This is a genomic window from Kistimonas ophiarachnellae (assembly GCF_057552235.1).
In genome coordinates this window covers 45,496-61,910 of sequence record NZ_BAAJPA010000014.1, presented here as the reverse complement: position 1 = coordinate 61,910, position 16,415 = coordinate 45,496, and the positions used below count along the sequence as shown (strand labels likewise).

The window sequence follows — 16,415 nt, the reverse complement described above, 5'->3', positions numbered from 1 at the left end:
ATGACCTGTCAGGTTGCTTTTATTGGGCTTGGGGTGATGGGATATCCAATGGCCGGCCATCTGGCAGGCGCAGGCTATAAGGTGACTGTCTATAACCGGACGCCGCAGCGTCGGGAGCAGTGGCTCAGCGAGTATCAGGGGCATGGTGCAGAAACGCCTGCGGCCGCAGCTGCCGGTGCGGACTTTGTGTTTGCCTGTGTCGGCAATGATGATGATCTTCGACAAATCTGCCTGGGTGAGCAGGGCGCTTTTTCTGGTATGAAAAAAGGGGCAGTTTTTGTGGATCACACCACGGCCTCAGCCTCTGTCGCGCGTGAATTGGCCGGTATTGCTGCCGAAACCCGATTGGGTTTTCTAGACGCTCCGGTGTCTGGCGGTCAGGCGGGTGCTGAAAATGGTGCGCTGACCGTGATGGTGGGCGGTGATGCCGGAACGTTCGAGCAAGCGGCGCCTGTTATAGAAAGCTATGCCCGTTGTGTGAAACTGATGGGTGAAACCGGAGCCGGGCAGCTGGCCAAAATGGTTAACCAGATCTGTATTGGCGGTCTGGTTCAGGCGCTGTCTGAAGGTTTGCATTTTGCCCGTAAAGCCGGTCTTGATCCGGCGGCGGTGGTTGAGGTGATTTCCCAGGGCGCGGCCCAGTCCTGGCAGATGGAAAACCGTTACCAGACCATGCTTCAGGGAAAGTATGAACATGGTTTTGCCGTGGACTGGATGCGCAAGGACCTTTCCATTTGCCTGGAAGAAGCGCGCAGAAATGGCGCAAGCCTGCCGGTTACCGCCATGGTGGACCAGCAATATGCCCAGGTTCAGTCGATGGGGGGCGGGCGCTGGGATACCTCCAGCCTGTTTGCGTTATTGGAATCCGTGGCTGATCGTGGTAAGTAACGGGTTTACCTGCGTGTTTATACGGTTGGATTGATCGGTAGCGATCAAGCGATAATCGCAACCCATGTAATGGTCGGCAGAAGATTGTCTGTCGGCTCAATTCCCAGGTTATGTGCTCAGGCAATGGCTGTTGGAGGGTTCCACAAGTTCATTGCCTGTGGCTGTCCGCCTGTTGCTCGTCGTTATATAATGCGCGAATTTTGCGAATTTCCCGGTGTCAGAACAGTGAGAGTCCTGACATCTATCCATTTTGAGACTCCCTGACGGGAAGGTGATATGAAAAGTTCTGAATTACGGTCTGCTTTTCTGAATTATTTCAATAAGCAGGGACATGAAATTGTCGAAAGCAGTTCGCTGGTTCCCCATGATGACCCGACGTTGTTGTTTACCAACGCGGGTATGAACCAGTTCAAGGATGTGTTCCTGGGCCGGGAGCAGCGCTCTTATAACCGTGCCACCACGTCCCAGCGTTGTGTCCGTGCCGGTGGTAAGCACAATGATCTGGAAAACGTCGGTTACACCGCCCGTCACCACACCTTCTTTGAAATGCTGGGTAACTTCAGCTTTGGTGATTATTTCAAGCGTGATGCCATCAAGTTCGCCTGGGAGTTCCTGACCGTTGAGCTGGGTATTCCGGAAGAGAAGCTGTGGGTCACCGTCTACAAGGATGACCAGGAAGCGGAAGATATCTGGCTGAAAGAGATGAAAGTCAGCCCTGAGCGTTTCTCTCGCCTGGGTGAGAAGGATAACTTCTGGTCCATGGGCGATACCGGCCCCTGCGGACCGTGTAGTGAACTGTTCTATGATCATGGCCCAAATGTGGCCGGTGACCCGCCGGGCGGCCCGAACGATGATGGCGACCGCTACATCGAAATCTGGAACATGGTCTTTATGCAGTTTAACCGGACGGCTGATGGGGAAATGCATCCGCTGCCGAAGCCATCCATTGATACCGGTATGGGCCTGGAGCGTATCGCCGCTGTCATGCAGGGCGTACACAGCAACTATGAGATTGATCTGTTCCAGACCCTGCTGGCAGAAGCCGGCCGTCTGCTGAACTGCCCGGATACTACCACCGCATCACTGCGTGTCATTGCTGACCATATCCGTTCCTGCGCATTCCTGGTGGCTGATGGCATTCTGCCGTCCAACGATGGTCGGGGTTATACCCTGCGCCGTATTATCCGTCGCGCCTGCCGTCATGGACACAAGCTGGGTGCTCGCGAGCCGTTCTTTGCCCAGCTGGTGCCTGCGCTGATCGAAGCCATGGGCGATGCGGCGAATGTTGTGGCTGAGAACAAAGATCACGTGATGCGTGTTCTGCGTAAGGAAGAAGAACAGTTTGCCCGTACGCTGGATAAGGGTATGAAGATCCTTGAAGACGATCTGGCAAACATCGACGGCACCGAAATTCCCGGTAAAACCGTGTTTACCCTGTATGACACCTATGGTTTCCCGGTTGACCTGACCCACGATATCGCCCGTGAGCGTGGCCTGACTCTGGACATGGACGGCTATGAAGCCTGCATGGAAGAACAGCGCAATCTCGCACGTGCCGCCAGCCAGTTCGGGATGGATTATAACGATGTTCTGAAGATTGAAGGTGCGACCGAATTTACCGGTTATACCGCGCTGGAAGGTGAAGAAATCGTCAAGGCGCTGTTCCGTGACGGCCAGCCGGTTGAGTCCGTCGGTGTGGGTGAGAAAGCAGTTATCGTAATGGAGCGTACCCCATTCTACGCCGAGTCCGGCGGTCAGGTGGGTGATGTCGGTCTGCTGCGCACTGAAACCGGAACGTTCCGCGTGGATGATACTCGCAAGGAATCCGATAACCACCTGCATCACGGTGTGGTTGAAACCGGTGAGATCCGTGTGGGCGAACGCCTGGGTGCGATGGTCAATGCTGAAAAACGCATGGCGACAGCACGTAACCACTCTGCTACGCACTTGCTGCATGCCGCCCTGCGTGAAGTGCTGGGTGATCATGTTCAGCAGAAAGGCTCCCTGGTCAACAGTGAACGTCTGCGTTTTGACTTCTCACACTTTGAGCCGGTTTCAGCAGAGCAGCTGCGCCAGATTGAGCGGATCGTCAACGAGCAGGTTCGCTCTAACACGCCGGTTAAAACTGAACTGATGGATATGGATCAGGCTCGCGCTGCCGGTGCCATGGCGTTGTTTGGCGAGAAATACGGTGATGAAGTACGCGTCCTGAGCATGGGCACCAGCGGTTTTTCTGTGGAGCTGTGTGGTGGTACCCATGTTGAGCGTACCGGTGATATTGGCAGCCTGGTGGTTGTTGCAGAAACCGGTATTGCTGCCGGCGTTCGTCGGATTGAAGCATTGACCGGTAAAGCGGCGCAGTCCTGGTATGAAAACCAAGAGCAGCGTATCCAGTCTGTAGCAGGCTTGGTAAAAGGTAGTCGTGAATCCGTGGTCAGCAAAGTCCAGACGCTGGTGGACCGTAACCGTGAGCTGGAAAAAGAGATTCAGCGGCTGAAGCAGAAACTGGCGTCTGCCGCGGGCACTGATCTGGTAGCCGGTGCTGTTGAAGTGGCTGGTATCCGTGTGCTGGCAACCCGCCTTGACGGTGTTGATCCGAAATCCCTGCGGGATACTGTGGACCAGCTCAAGAACAAGCTGGAAAATGGCATCGTCATGCTGGCTGCTGTCGATGGTGACAAGGTGGCGCTGGCCGCTGGTGTGACCAAGGACCTGACTGACCGAGTGAAAGCCGGTGATCTGCTCAAAATGGTGGCAGAGCAGGTAGGCGGCAAGGGCGGTGGTCGTCCTGATTTTGCCCAGGGCGGTGGTTCCGATGTGCAGGCTTTGCCGGCGGCACTGGAATCCGTCAGCGGCTGGGTGGCAGATAAACTGGCCAGCTAGTCAGAATTGCTGACCCGTTCACAGGGTTAGTCTGAAACAAGGGCTGTTTCGATCCGTGGGGGATGTGGTACATTCCCCTCGGCTAATAAATAAAAGTACTTACGATATGGCGTTGTTAGTTCAGAAGTTCGGTGGCACGTCGGTCGGCACGGTCGAGCGAATTGAAGCCATTGCGGAAAAAGTACAGCGGTTCAGAGAGCAGGGACACGATATTGTTGTCGTGGTATCCGCCATGTCTGGCGAAACCAATCGTCTCGTCGAGTTGGCTCACCAGATGCACGACACGCCGACACCAAGGGAGCTGGATGTCATCCTTTCTACCGGGGAGCAGGTTACCATCGCGCTCCTGTCCATGGCGCTTAACCGGCGTAACTGCCCGGCCAGGTCATATACCGGCTGGCAGGTGGCTATCAAAACAGACAGTCAGCATAACAAAGCCCGTATAGAAAGCATTGATACCCAGGCGATTCGTGCGGATCTGGATGCTGGCAGGGTAGTCGTTGTTGCTGGCTTTCAGGGGTTGGACAAAGATGGCAATATCACCACGCTGGGGCGTGGCGGCTCCGATACCACGGCGGTAGCGCTGGCAGCAGCCCTTGAGGCGGATGAATGCCAGATCTATACCGATGTCGACGGTGTCTATACTACTGACCCCCGTGTTGTTGAAGGCGCCCGGCGTCTGGATAAAATTACCTTTGAAGAGATGCTGGAAATGGCCAGCCTCGGTTCAAAGGTTCTGCAGATTCGCGCGGTGGAGTTTGCCGGTAAGTACAATGTGACCCTGCGGGTACTCCACAGCTTTGAGGAAGGCCCCGGGACGCTGATAACGCTGGAGGAGCAGGACGAGATGGAGCAGCCCGTTGTATCCGGAATTGCCTTTAATCGGGATGAAGCCAAGCTGACAATCAAGGGGGTGCCTGATATCCCCGGTGTTGCTTCCCGGATTCTGGGCCCGATCAGCAAGGCCAATGTCGAAGTCGACATGATTGTGCAGAACGTGGCCGATGATAAATCCACGGATTTCACGTTCACCGTGCACCGCAATGATTTCCAGAAAGCATTGGCTGTGGTGGGGAATACCTCGGATGAGCTGGGTGCCCGTGAGTTTGACGGTGACAACAAGATTGCCAAGGTGTCCATCGTAGGTGTTGGCATGCGGTCCCATGCCGGTGTTGCGACGCGGATGTTTGAGGCGCTGGCCGCTGAAGGTATCAATATCCAGATTATCTCGACCTCAGAGATCAAGGTGTCCGTGGTAATCGCGGAAAAGTACCTCGAATTGGCCGTCAGGGCATTGCATTCGGCCTTTGAGCTGGACCAGGAACCCACCGCAGAGTAATGCGTCGCGGCGTTTTTCGTCCCGTACAAATACTCATGGAAATAGCGGTTGTTGATATTAGACTGTCGCTGTACATAGTTTGATCTATAGCGGAAACAGGTAAGACCGCATGACTGATCGTGGCGGTCTGCCCTGAGTGTTAGGGATTGGTGCGGCTTGACCCGATAGCGTTCTACCGTGATATCGACTCTGTTGCGTAGGATAGTGCGTCAGGATTTGCGTCAACGAATAACGATAGTGAGCTATGATAGTGCGGACCGGATAGTCGCACAGGGAGATTGCCAGAGACATGCGCGTTTTTTATCGCGCGGTGCTCCCGAAGGTTAGCGGAGTGTTTGAAGAATAGGGAATATGCGGGAATCTGTTGCCAAACTTCAGTCCTGTATTAATCTTATTGCTTCGGTGATATGGCACTGGCCGATTCATGGGGGTCCTGCACAGGGCTGCTGAATCAGTGAAGTGGTATGCGCTGATTAATTCGACAAGCACAAACTGGCAGATGAATAGACGATCATTGTTTGTTGGTTTTGAGACAAGGAGATTGTAATGCTGATTCTGACACGCCGTGTTGGTGAGACCCTGATGGTAGGTGATGATGTCACGGTTACCGTTCTTGGGGTGAAGGGTAACCAGGTGCGGATCGGCGTCAATGCACCGAAGGAAGTGGCAGTCCACCGTGAAGAAATCTATCAGCGTATCCAGAAAGAAAAGGAAGATAGGGACGGCCATCATTCGGGCAACCGCCAAACCTGGGTTCATGAAGTTGCAGAAGAGGAAGGCGAAGAACAGTTCTGAGCCGTGGTTTTAAAGTCGAAGTGTTCAGTCTGAAAAAACACTTTGCAAACGTCGGGAATCTGGTAATATAGCGCTCGATTCCGAGGTGAGGTGGCCGAGTGGCTGAAGGCGCTCCCCTGCTAAGGGAGTATACGTTAATCGCGTATCGAGGGTTCGAATCCCTCCCTCACCGCCAGGACATCAAACGTTCGAAGACGACGTGAAAGAGTTCTTGATTTTCTCTTCTTAAGTCTTATTCTAGGCGTCCGTAGCTCAGCTGGATAGAGTACCTGGCTACGAACCAGGCGGTCGGAGGTTCGAATCCTCCCGGACGCGCCATTTAACCCGCCAAGTTGCGGGTTTTTAATGAAATCATACGGTGAGATGGCCGAGTGGCTGAAGGCGCTCCCCTGCTAAGGGAGTATACGTTAATCGCGTATCGAGGGTTCGAATCCCTCTCTCACCGCCATAAAGAAAAAGCCCTGCATTTAATGCAGGGCTTTTTTTATTTCTGCGTTTTTTATTCCCATTGATTGTTTCCAATGTCGGCAAGATTTGATTCAGGTAAATAAATTGTGTGTCTGTTTCCTGTACAACGCGGTTTAAAATAGAAGCATGCGTTGAATCGGGAGAATCCAATGGCCCAGCATTTATTGCTTTATGCATCTCGTGATGGTCAGACTGAAAAAATTGCACGGGTTATTGCGTCTGAGTTAAAACAGTGCGGTCTGATGGTGGAATGTCTTTCGTTAGGAGGTGGGGCTGCTCATTTTAATCTGGATCAATATGATTCAGTACTAATTGGTTCCCCAATACGTTATGGCCACCATTTGCCTGAGGTGTTTGATTTTATCAGGCAGCATGAAATGTTTCTGAATCAGCATCCGTCCGGGTTTTTCAGTGTTAATCTGACTGCCCGTAAACCTGAAAAAAACAGACCCGAAACAAATCCTTATCTACAGAAATTTCTCGGGAAAATCACCTGGAAGCCTGGTATGACCGGTGTGATGGCAGGGTCGCTACTCTATAGCCGTTATCGCTGGTTTGACCGTGTCATGATTCAACTCATCATGAAAATAACGGGCGGCAATACGGATACCAGTAAGGATATTGAGTATACCGACTGGGATGCTGTGCAGCAGTTTGCGCGAAAGTATTCAGATTATCTGAAGGAATGCACCGTAAGCAGTAATGATAGTGCGTGTTGCAGCAAGCCTGTCGATGCCTGAGTGATAGGCTAGCTGCATGGTGGCTGAATGGCTCTATTGTTTGAACTTTCGAGTGCTTTGGTAACGATGAGTATCAATTGCGAGAGGGGTGAGAAGAATAGCGCCATAGGCTACGGGGAGCAGCAGTGACACCGCGAGTATAAACAGATCCATGTTGATACCTCCATCTGGTGGTGTTAAACCAGTTTTCTTACTATAGGAGTAATGTGGGTTAATGTCATGTCCGGGGGTGTCTGTGAAGATTCTCAATATATGTTGGTTTGCTGCCGCTATTCTGCTGCAGGCTTTGACGGTTTCGGCGGACAGTGGTGAGCCGTTAACGCAGGGGGCGTTGTATAAAGGGACTGTGCAACCTGGATCTGTCGTTTATTACAGGGATAATGAAGTCCCTGTTACAGAGGATGGACAGTTTGTGCTGGGGTTTGGGCGTGATGCGCAATTGCAGCAGTCTTACACGGTGGTTGCACCAGATGGTAAAAAGACTGAGAAAGTACTGAAGCTGGAAGCACGTGAATATCGGATTCAACGAATAGAAGGTGTTGCGCAAAAGTATATGGCGCCATCTGAAGCTCACCTGAAGCGTGTTCGCCATGAAAACAGCCTCGTAAGAAAAGCCCGGGAAGTGGATTCTGAATATATTGCCTTTCTGGACGGATTTATCTGGCCTTTAGTTGGGCCGGTGACCGGTGTATACGGCAGTCAGCGTGTCTTTAATGGTGAACCACGTCGCCCTCATTTTGGTGTTGATGTTGCCGCACCAACCGGTACTCCCGTCAAATCGCCTGCCGATGGTCGAGTTGTGCTGTACCACCCGGATATGTATTTCTCTGGCGGTACGATGATCATTGATCATGGCTATGGCATCACAAGTTCGTTCCTGCACCTAAGTAAGTCCCTGGTTAAAGAAGGTGATTTTGTCCGTCAGGGGCAACCTGTGGCAGAGGTGGGTGCAACTGGTCGGGTTACCGGCGCTCATCTCGACTGGCGCCTGAACTGGTACCAGGTTCGTTTGGATCCACAGCTGGTCGTTCCGCCAATGGAACAGGTTCAGAACGCGCCGGCAGCAAAGTAATGTGATCAATGGAGGTGTGGTAATGGCGGGTATCACTGTGCAGGTGTCGAGGGAAGAGGCGTTGCCAGGGCGCGATAGTCCTTTAACGATCAGTGAAAAACATTGGGTTAATGGTCATGCCATAATGCCTCCCTGGCCGGATGGATACGATGTCGCTGTGTTTGGTATGGGATGTTTCTGGGGAGCAGAACGGCTGTTTTGGAAACAACCCGGTGTCTATGTCACGATGGTTGGGTATAGCGGTGGCTTTACCCCGAACCCTGCTTACGAAGAAGTCTGCACCGGTTATACCGGTCACGCTGAAGTGGTGCGTGTCATCTTTGACCCTGAGCAAATCAGCTACGAGCAATTGCTGGCCATATTCTGGGAGAGTCATGACCCTACCCAATCGATGCGACAGGGGAATGATATCGGCACCCAGTATCGTTCAGCGATTTATACCACCAGTTCAGAGCAACAAGATAAGGCCGAACAGTCGCTACGGACGTATCAGCAGGCATTGAATGGCATTGGCAATAATGTTATCGCAACAGAAATCCTCCCAGCTGGAGAATTCTATTATGCGGAGGATTATCACCAGCAATATCTTGCCAAGAATCCTGGTGGTTATTGTGGCCTGGGAGGGGTGGGTGTTTGTTATCCCGGGAAAATAAGCCAGTAGGCTGTTAAAGCTTTTGAGCCGACCAGAAGGTCGGCTGATTGTTGTTATGGCAGAACGATTTCTGCATTACACCTTGTTTCTTGCCAAATCTCTGACCATGAATCTGGACGGGTGCAGGGCGTGACGCTGATCACGCGGCACGGGGCTGGGTTCGTTGCAAATGTAGGCGGCCAGGATTTCCGCGGCTAGCGGAGCGGTGACCAATCCTCTGGATCCATGCCCGGTTGTAATATACAAACCTGCCGGTTGTTCGGGGGTATCGGTAAACCGGTGTTTGGCATTTTTTCGCAATGGCGCGAAATGGGCTTTGAAAATGTCAGCGTCAACTACCGGGCCGACAACTGGCAGGTAATCCGGCGTCGTGCATCGGAAGCTCACTCGACCTTTAAGATGCGCGGTATCAAGTTCAGAGTCCATCAACGCATCATAAATGCCAGGTGTATACGTTTTCAGGTTCTCTAAATTGGTGTCGTGATCCTTTTGGCGGCATTCCGTTGAATCATTATCGAAATTAAAGGTGGCACCAAGGGTATGGCTATTCTTCCAGGCAGGCGCAATATAGCCGTCACTGCAAACCACTGTCTGTAGCTTTTGGCTGCTTTTTGTGGCGGGGAGTTGTGTAATCTGGCCCCGGATGCTTTTCAGTGGCAGGTACCGGGTTTGTGCCAGTTTCGAAGAGAGGTGGCCACAAGCAATCACAATGACTTCTGAACTCAATGTTGTTCCGGACGTTGTTTGAACGTGCCACTGGTTACCTTCATGCATAACACTTGTGACCTGAAGGTTACCGGTAAATTCAATGTTGGAGTGCTCAAGCAGGTGTTTGCATAATGATGGCGGGTGTACCCAGCCAGCATCTGGAAAATAGAGTCCGGATGCATTTAAAGAAAGGCCTGCCAGTGAGGAGAGTGCTTCGGCGTCCAGGCCTTGTAGCATGGCGTCAGGGTATTGGCCGGATTCAAGGATGCGCTGCTGGCGTTGATGTTCGCCTTTGCTGAAACCGAGTTGGATCAGGCCGGTTTTCTGCCATAGGGTATCGTCAGAATTTTTCTGACTTTCGAGCCGTTTCAGCAGGCTGAGCGTATGAAGATAACCTTCCGTGATGAAGCGCGTTAATACCGTGCTGTTGCCCGATAGTCGTGTATACAGCATGCCTTGGGGATTGCCTGATGCTTCGCTGGCAGGTTTGTCGTGGGAGTCGATTACACGCACTTGCCAGCCGTGTTCTGCAAGAGAGCGTGCCGTTGCAGCACCGGCCATGCCTGCCCCGATAATCAGCGCGTTCTTTTGGTTATGAACTGTTTTTGATTGCTGAAACCAGATGGGGGAATCATCTGAAAGGACGGCCTCTGCCAGCCGACCCCGAATCATATCCCGTTTGTGGCCAAATCCCGGCACTTTTTCGATCATGAATCCGGCATTTTCTAATCCATCCCGCACCAGTCTTGCGGCTGTAAACGTTGCACAGGTGGTTCCGCTGGAGGATTTATTGGCCAGTGCCTGGAACAGTTCCGGCTGCCACATATCGGGGTTTTTTGTCGGGGCAAATCCGTCCAGAAACCAGGCGTCGACAGATGCTTCCAGTTCCGGCAGTGTTTGCAATACATCGCCGCAGAGCAGTGTCAGTACAATACGACCATTCTCAAAAACCAACCGATGCTGACCAGCGGTCATCGCTGGATAATGGTTGACTAACTTTTGGCTGTAGGCCGACAGGTCTGGCCAGAGCGATAGTGCCTGTGCCAGATCAGCCGTTGACAGAGGATATTTTTCGGTAGAAATAAAGTGTAGCCGGGTACCTGCCGGGGCGTATTGATCAAAACACTGCCACGTACAGAGGAAATTAAGGCCTGTGCCAAAGCCGGTTTCACCAACAACAAAATGTTGACCGGGTTCTAACGCGGCAAACCGCTCCGGTAGAAAGTTCTGGTTAATAAAGGTGTGCCGGGTTTCATCCGGGCCTGATTCGGTTGAGAAATAGATGTCGTCGTAATGATCGGAGACCGGTTGTCCACGCTCGTTCCAGCGAATGCTGGCGGTTTCAATTACAGGCTTGTTGGTGCTTGGCAAGGCTTGAGTCTCAATAGCAACAAAATCGTCAATGGTGGCTGGTTGACCCGCTGTTAAGTCAGTAGCGTACGATAGATGGTTTCCGGACAGGTTTCCCGCTTGATCTGCTGAAACAGGGTCGCAGCCCCTTCGTGACAACGTACCATCATGCCAAGCCACTGCTTGCAACGGTCGGCCAGGTAGCGGCCGGGTTCACGGATGTTGCAATGCTCAAGGTATTCCTGGGGGCTGTGTAGTACCGTTTGGGCGAATTGTACCAGTAATGCCCGGGTTTCGAGCCAGTCAGGCATGGTACTGTCAGTATCCTGCAGAGATTTCAGTCGGGTAGCGAGCAGAGGTTGGGCGATGGCGCCGCGGCCAATCATGATGTCGCTGCATCCACTGGCCGTCTTGCAGCGCTGATAGTCGTCAATGGACCAGATCTCGCCATTGGCGATGATATTCAGTGAAACATGTTCACGTATTTTGCCGATCCATTCCCAGTGAGCGGGTGGTCGGTAGCCTTCAACTTTGGTGCGGGCATGAATCGTCAGGGTATCAGCGCCGGCGGACTCGATGGCGACGGCATTCTCTATGGCGAGGGATTTATCCTCGAAACCGAGACGCATTTTTGCCGTAACCGGTATGTGTTCAGGGACGGCCTGACGAACAGACTGGACGATACGATGCAGGGTTTCCGGCTCTTTTAGTAATGCTGCACCTCCTTTGTGACGATTCACCGTAGATGCAGGACAACCAAAGTTCAGGTCTATACCTAGCGCACCCAATTCTGCGGCGCGAGCGGCATTGTCCGCCATGGTGTGTGGATCATTGCCCAGCAACTGTATAAAGACAGGTGTGCCAGCGCGAGTGTGTCCACCCTGTTTAAGTTCTGGACATAATCTGAAAAAAACCGCTTCAGGCAGCAGGGTATTGGTGATCCGGATAAATTCCGTCACGCAGAGGTCAAAGGCGCCGTTGTCAGTCAGCAGCTGGCGCATCAGGTAATCGACAACCCCTTCCATCGGGGCGAGGACAAGTCGCATCGGCAGACACCGTTCCTGTGGCGGAAAAGGGCGGTACTCTATCACTCCTGTAAAAACAGACAACTGTCATTGGTACGGTGGGCGCTGTATGAATACGTGACGATTGATTGCACTATTCATGACATGAATCATGGAAATAAATGCTCAAATAATAAGTATAAATACAGTCAATATTGCGCGACCCCGGTATTCGGGTAAAATGGCCCCGAAATTCAAGACCGTGTAATAAGTGAAACGTCGTGTATCAGGTGTCGTCTAGCCACCCGAACGCGAACGATAACAACGTAATAAGGAAGCGCCATGTCTCCAGCGGATCTCATGAGCGAAGGCGTGAACCTGATGCTGTTCGGCATGGGCTTTGTCTTCGTATTCCTTACCCTTCTGGTCATTGTGACCAGCATCATGTCAAAAATCATTCAGGCCACGAAGCCGGAGGAACCCGAACCTGCTGTTGCCAGGGTTCCGGTCGCGACCGTCGGTGACCCTGCAAGTGATCCGGTACTGCTCGCCGTGATTCATGAAGCGGTTCAGCAGCATCGCGCGCGTCGCCAGTAGTCAGGTTAACGAGTCAAGGGGGAGTGTTACCGAATGTCTGAGAACAAGAAACCGCTAGGCATTACTGATGTAGTGCTGCGCGATGCGCACCAGTCTCTTTTTGCAACCCGTTTGCGTCTTGAGGACATGTTGCCCATCGCCGAAAAACTGGACCAGGTGGGTTTCTGGTCCCTGGAAACCTGGGGCGGCGCCACCTTTGACAGCTGCATCCGTTTCCTGGGGGAAGATCCCTGGGAGCGTCTGCGTGCGCTGAAGAAGGCGATGCCCAACACGAAACAGCAGATGCTCCTGCGTGGACAGAACCTGCTGGGCTACCGCCATTATGCGGACGATGTCGTTGATACCTTTGTTGAGCGCGCTGTCGCCAACGGGATGGATGTGTTCCGTGTCTTCGATGCGATGAATGATCCCCGTAACCTGCAGCAGGCCATGAAGGCCGTCAAGGCGCAGGGCGCCCATGCGCAGGGCACAATTTCCTATACGACAAGTCCCGTTCATAACACCGGTATGTGGGTCGATCTGGCCAAGCGTATTGAGGATATGGCGGCTGACTCCCTCTGCATCAAGGATATGGCCGGTATTCTGACGCCTTATGATGCCTATGAGCTGGTGTCGCGACTGAAGACGGAAACCAATCTGGATATTCATTTGCACTGCCATGCAACCGCCGGTCTTTCATCCATGACCATTCTTAAGGCGATTGAAGCAGGTGTTGATCGTGTCGATACCGCAATTTCGTCCATGTCCATGACCTATGGCCATTCGCCGACCGAATCCATTGTTGCTGCGTTGCAGGGCACCGATCGCGATACAGGCTTGAACATCAACGCTCTGGAAGAGATTGCGGCCTATTTCCGGGATGTCCGGAAGAAGTACGCCAAATTTGAAGGGGCGCTGCGGGGTATTGATTCCCGTATCCTGGTAGCACAGGTACCTGGTGGCATGCTGACCAACATGGAAAGCCAGCTCAAGGAGCAGGGCGCAGCCGATAAGTTTGATGATGTATTGAAAGAAATTCCGCGGGTCCGTAAAGACCTGGGTCATATCCCGCTGGTGACGCCGACCTCTCAAATCGTCGGAACCCAGGCGGTACTGAATGTCCTGACCGGCGAGCGTTACAAGACCATTTCAAAAGAAACCCAGGGCATTCTCAAGGGTGAATACGGCGCGGCACCGGCAGCGTTTAACAGTGAACTCCAGGCGCGGGTGCTGGATGGCGCAGATCCCATTACCTGTCGTCCGGCCGATGTGCTGGAGCCGGAGATGGCCCGTCTGACAGAAGAAGTGAATGCCCAGGTGAAAGAGAAGGGCATCACACTGGCTGAGAATGCCATTGATGATGTGCTGACTGTCACCCTGTTCCCGCAGATCGGTATCAAGTTCCTGGAAAATCGCGGTAATCCCGATGCCTTTGAGCCTGCTCCGACAGGTCAGGAGCTGGTGGCGCGTGAATCCGGTAAGCCTGAAGTGTATACCGTCACGGTCAGCGGTCAGGAGTATGTGGTGGAAGTGGCTGATGGCGGGGATATCTCCGGTATCAAGCCGGTATCCGTTGCGCCGGGTGGTCAGGCTGCTCCAGCCAGTGCGCCGGTCACCGGTGGCGAGCCTATGCCGGCTCCCCTGGCGGGTAACATCTGGAAGGTGCATGTCCAGCCGGGGCAGCAGGTTCAGGAAGGGGATGTGCTGATAATCCTGGAAGCCATGAAAATGGAAACGGAAGTGCGTGCGCCCCGTAGCGGTACGGTGGGTTCGGTATCCGTCAAGGAAGGTGATTCCGTTGTTGTTGGCGATACGCTGCTGATGCTGGCCTGAGGAGTGCATCATGGAAAAACTGTTAACACTCCTGTACGGGTCGGGTCTCTATAACATCACCCTGGGACAGTTTGCCATGATAATGGTGGGTTTCGGCCTGCTGTTTCTGGCGATACGGAAGAACTTTGAGCCGCTGTTGCTGGTGCCGATCGGGCTAGGCGGTATTCTTGCCAATATTCCCGAAGCGGGTCTGGCCTATTCCGCGGTTGAGCAATTGATTCACAAGGCCAATCCGGCCCACGTTGAAGCGATGGCGGGTGTGTTGGGTGTGGGCTTTGAGTCCGTCAAGCAATTGCTGCAGGTCTATGAGGCGGCACCGGCCGAGGTTCAGTTTGCAGCCTCCCAGCTGGCGCAGAACCTGACCTACAGCAACGGCATGCTTTACCAGTTCTACTCTGTGGCCATTGCCAGCGGTATTGCACCGTTGGTGATTTTCATGGGTGTTGGTGCGATGACGGACTTTGGTCCGCTGCTGGCTAATCCCCGTACCCTGTTCTTGGGTGCGGCGGCGCAGTTCGGTATCTTTGCGACCATCCTGGGCGCATTGGGAATGACGGCGCTGGGTGTGATGGATTTTTCCGTTGCGCAGGCAGCGGCGATCGGCATCATCGGTGGTGCGGATGGTCCGACAGCGATCTATGTGTCCAGCATGCTGGCGCCGGAACTGCTGGGAGCTATCGCGGTGTCCGCCTATTCCTATATGGCGCTGGTACCGCTGATTCAGCCGCCGATTATGCGTGCCCTGACCACCGAGGAAGAGCGTCGCATCACCATGACGCAGCTGCGCCATGTCAGCAAGCGTGAAAAGATTGTTTTCCCGCTGGTGTTGCTGGTGCTGGTGGCCCTGTTGTTGCCGGATGCGGCACCGCTGCTGGGTATGTTCTGCTTCGGTAACCTGATGCGTGAATGTGGCGTGGTAGATCGGCTGTCTGATACTGCGCAGAATGCGCTGATCAACATCGTTACGATCTTCCTGGGATTGTCTGTGGGTTCAAAGCTGGTGGCTGACAAGTTCCTGCAGGCGGAAACCCTGGGTATCCTCAGTCTGGGTATCGTGGCCTTCTGTATCGGTACAGCCAGTGGTGTTCTGATGGCCAAGGGGCTGAACCTGATCAGCAAGAACAAGGTGAATCCGCTGATTGGTTCTGCAGGGGTATCCGCGGTGCCGATGGCTGCCCGGGTGTCCAACAAGGTTGGCCTGGAAGCCAATCCCCAGAACTTCCTGCTCATGCATGCAATGGGGCCCAACGTCGCCGGTGTTATCGGCTCGGCCGTGGCGGCAGGTGTTATGATCAAGTACGTTTTGGGTTAAACATCCAATGACGTGTAACCGCCGATACTTCGGCGGTTACACTATCCCTTCCCGATACGCCTAACATTCCACAACCTGCAGACAACTCCCAACGCTTGACCGTGTCTGTGCCACCTCACATAAAAAATGTGAATAGTGTGCTTTCAGTGTCGTCTGGAACATGCTGATTAATGAAGAATCAAGAGTCGTGGCCTGGATGAAATTCAGATGTTAATGCGTGAATATAGGGCTTAATTGAATGACATGCGGTCAGAAATGGGCGTCATGTGAGCAGGCATCATGGTCAACATGACGTCTTTTTTTGTAGGTAACGCGCGGTGCGGTATCGCTCATTGAGAAATGTGATTCCTCCTCTTGTCTCGGTCGGGAGGGTTTGACCATATAGCTGTCTGAAGACGTGTTGTAATCACTGCTCTCCAGGTCCATGGATTCTTTGTTGAAATGGCGCTGCGGTTTTTCATTGCCTGACGTAGACGTAGTATTGTTTTGCATATTCAGGCGCATGCGGTAGGGATGTCCGTAACCACGCTTTCTTTTGGGTTTGTGTTCTTTAGGTTCGGGAGGCTTGATACCAGTAAACTCTTCGTAAACCGTGGTATACATGTATTTGCTCATTATATCGCTCCAGCGAAGGGAATCCTGTGTCTATTAAAATCGTTATGGGCCGAATACTAGTAAATGGCCAATAGAGCTAATATAGGTAGGTTTACCTAAATTGGAGTTGATTTTTCTTGTTTTTTTTAGCTTTTTTCTGTTCTTATACGCTAATTTCATAAAATGATATTTGTCGTCTAT

General features: G+C 52.8%; 13 protein-coding genes and 3 tRNA genes. 13 read left to right on the top strand and 3 right to left on the bottom strand.

The window, feature by feature from the left end; translation table 11 throughout:
- From AC27K1_RS17045 to msrA, 10 genes are all read left to right on the top strand, one after another.
- A complete protein-coding gene (locus tag AC27K1_RS17045) occupies positions 1 to 888 on the top strand; it encodes an NAD(P)-dependent oxidoreductase (RefSeq protein ID WP_487151999.1) in 888 nt (295 codons plus the stop codon).
- Positions 889 to 1,164: 276 nt separating this feature from the next.
- Positions 1,165 to 3,771, top strand: coding sequence for an alanine--tRNA ligase (alaS, locus tag AC27K1_RS17040; protein ID WP_487151998.1), 2,607 nt, complete (start codon positions 1,165 to 1,167; stop codon positions 3,769 to 3,771).
- A gap of 106 nt (positions 3,772 to 3,877) precedes the next feature.
- A complete protein-coding gene (locus AC27K1_RS17035; RefSeq protein ID WP_487151997.1) occupies positions 3,878 to 5,110 on the top strand; it encodes an aspartate kinase in 1,233 nt (410 codons plus the stop codon).
- A 546-nt stretch (positions 5,111 to 5,656) separates the two neighbouring features.
- A complete protein-coding gene (gene csrA, locus AC27K1_RS17030; protein WP_395178721.1) occupies positions 5,657 to 5,905 on the top strand; it encodes a carbon storage regulator CsrA in 249 nt (82 codons plus the stop codon).
- A gap of 84 nt (positions 5,906 to 5,989) precedes the next feature.
- Positions 5,990 to 6,080: transfer RNA gene (locus tag AC27K1_RS17025), tRNA-Ser, on the top strand.
- Positions 6,081 to 6,146: 66 nt separating this feature from the next.
- A tRNA-Arg gene (locus AC27K1_RS17020) sits at positions 6,147 to 6,223 on the top strand.
- A gap of 39 nt (positions 6,224 to 6,262) precedes the next feature.
- Positions 6,263 to 6,353, top strand: a tRNA-Ser gene (locus AC27K1_RS17015).
- Positions 6,354 to 6,522: 169 nt separating this feature from the next.
- Positions 6,523 to 7,113 carry a menaquinone-dependent protoporphyrinogen IX dehydrogenase gene (gene hemG, locus AC27K1_RS17010; protein ID WP_487151996.1) on the top strand — a complete coding sequence of 197 codons (591 nt, stop codon included), beginning with the start codon at positions 6,523 to 6,525 and terminating at the stop codon, positions 7,111 to 7,113.
- Between the two features lie 235 nt (positions 7,114 to 7,348).
- Positions 7,349 to 8,185 (top strand): M23 family metallopeptidase, encoded by an 837-nt coding sequence (locus AC27K1_RS17005; RefSeq protein WP_487151995.1) that lies wholly within the window; start codon positions 7,349 to 7,351, stop codon positions 8,183 to 8,185.
- Positions 8,186 to 8,207: 22 nt separating this feature from the next.
- A complete protein-coding gene (msrA, locus tag AC27K1_RS17000; RefSeq protein ID WP_487151994.1) occupies positions 8,208 to 8,846 on the top strand; it encodes a peptide-methionine (S)-S-oxide reductase MsrA in 639 nt (212 codons plus the stop codon).
- Positions 8,847 to 8,912: 66 nt separating this feature from the next.
- Here the strand turns inward: msrA and mnmC are convergent, their stop codons facing one another.
- Positions 8,913 to 10,916: a bifunctional tRNA (5-methylaminomethyl-2-thiouridine)(34)-methyltransferase MnmC2/FAD-dependent 5-carboxymethylaminomethyl-2-thiouridine(34) oxidoreductase MnmC1 gene (gene mnmC, locus AC27K1_RS16995; protein ID WP_487151993.1), complete on the bottom strand. Its 2,004-nt coding sequence runs from the start codon at positions 10,914 to 10,916 to the stop codon at positions 8,913 to 8,915.
- 53 nt (positions 10,917 to 10,969) lie between these two features.
- Positions 10,970 to 11,941, bottom strand: a complete 972-nt coding sequence (locus tag AC27K1_RS16990) for a tRNA dihydrouridine synthase (RefSeq protein ID WP_487151992.1) — start codon at positions 11,939 to 11,941, stop codon at positions 10,970 to 10,972.
- A gap of 300 nt (positions 11,942 to 12,241) precedes the next feature.
- On the opposite strand from AC27K1_RS16990, the gene AC27K1_RS16985 reads away from it, so the two are divergent.
- Genes AC27K1_RS16985 through AC27K1_RS16975 form a run of 3 tightly spaced genes read left to right on the top strand, consistent with a single transcriptional unit; the run spans position 12,242 to position 15,620 of the window.
- Positions 12,242 to 12,496: an OadG family protein gene (locus tag AC27K1_RS16985; RefSeq protein WP_487151991.1), complete on the top strand. Its 255-nt coding sequence runs from the start codon at positions 12,242 to 12,244 to the stop codon at positions 12,494 to 12,496.
- A 33-nt stretch (positions 12,497 to 12,529) separates the two neighbouring features.
- Complete coding sequence (gene oadA / locus AC27K1_RS16980) at positions 12,530 to 14,308, top strand: sodium-extruding oxaloacetate decarboxylase subunit alpha (protein ID WP_487151990.1); 1,779 nt, start codon at positions 12,530 to 12,532, stop codon at positions 14,306 to 14,308.
- Positions 14,309 to 14,318: 10 nt separating this feature from the next.
- Positions 14,319 to 15,620 carry a sodium ion-translocating decarboxylase subunit beta gene (locus AC27K1_RS16975; RefSeq protein ID WP_487151989.1) on the top strand — a complete coding sequence of 434 codons (1,302 nt, stop codon included), beginning with the start codon at positions 14,319 to 14,321 and terminating at the stop codon, positions 15,618 to 15,620.
- A 249-nt stretch (positions 15,621 to 15,869) separates the two neighbouring features.
- On the opposite strand, the gene AC27K1_RS16970 is transcribed toward AC27K1_RS16975, so the two are convergent.
- A complete protein-coding gene (locus tag AC27K1_RS16970; protein ID WP_487151988.1) occupies positions 15,870 to 16,235 on the bottom strand; it encodes a hypothetical protein in 366 nt (121 codons plus the stop codon).
- Positions 16,236 to 16,415 lie beyond the last annotated feature (180 nt).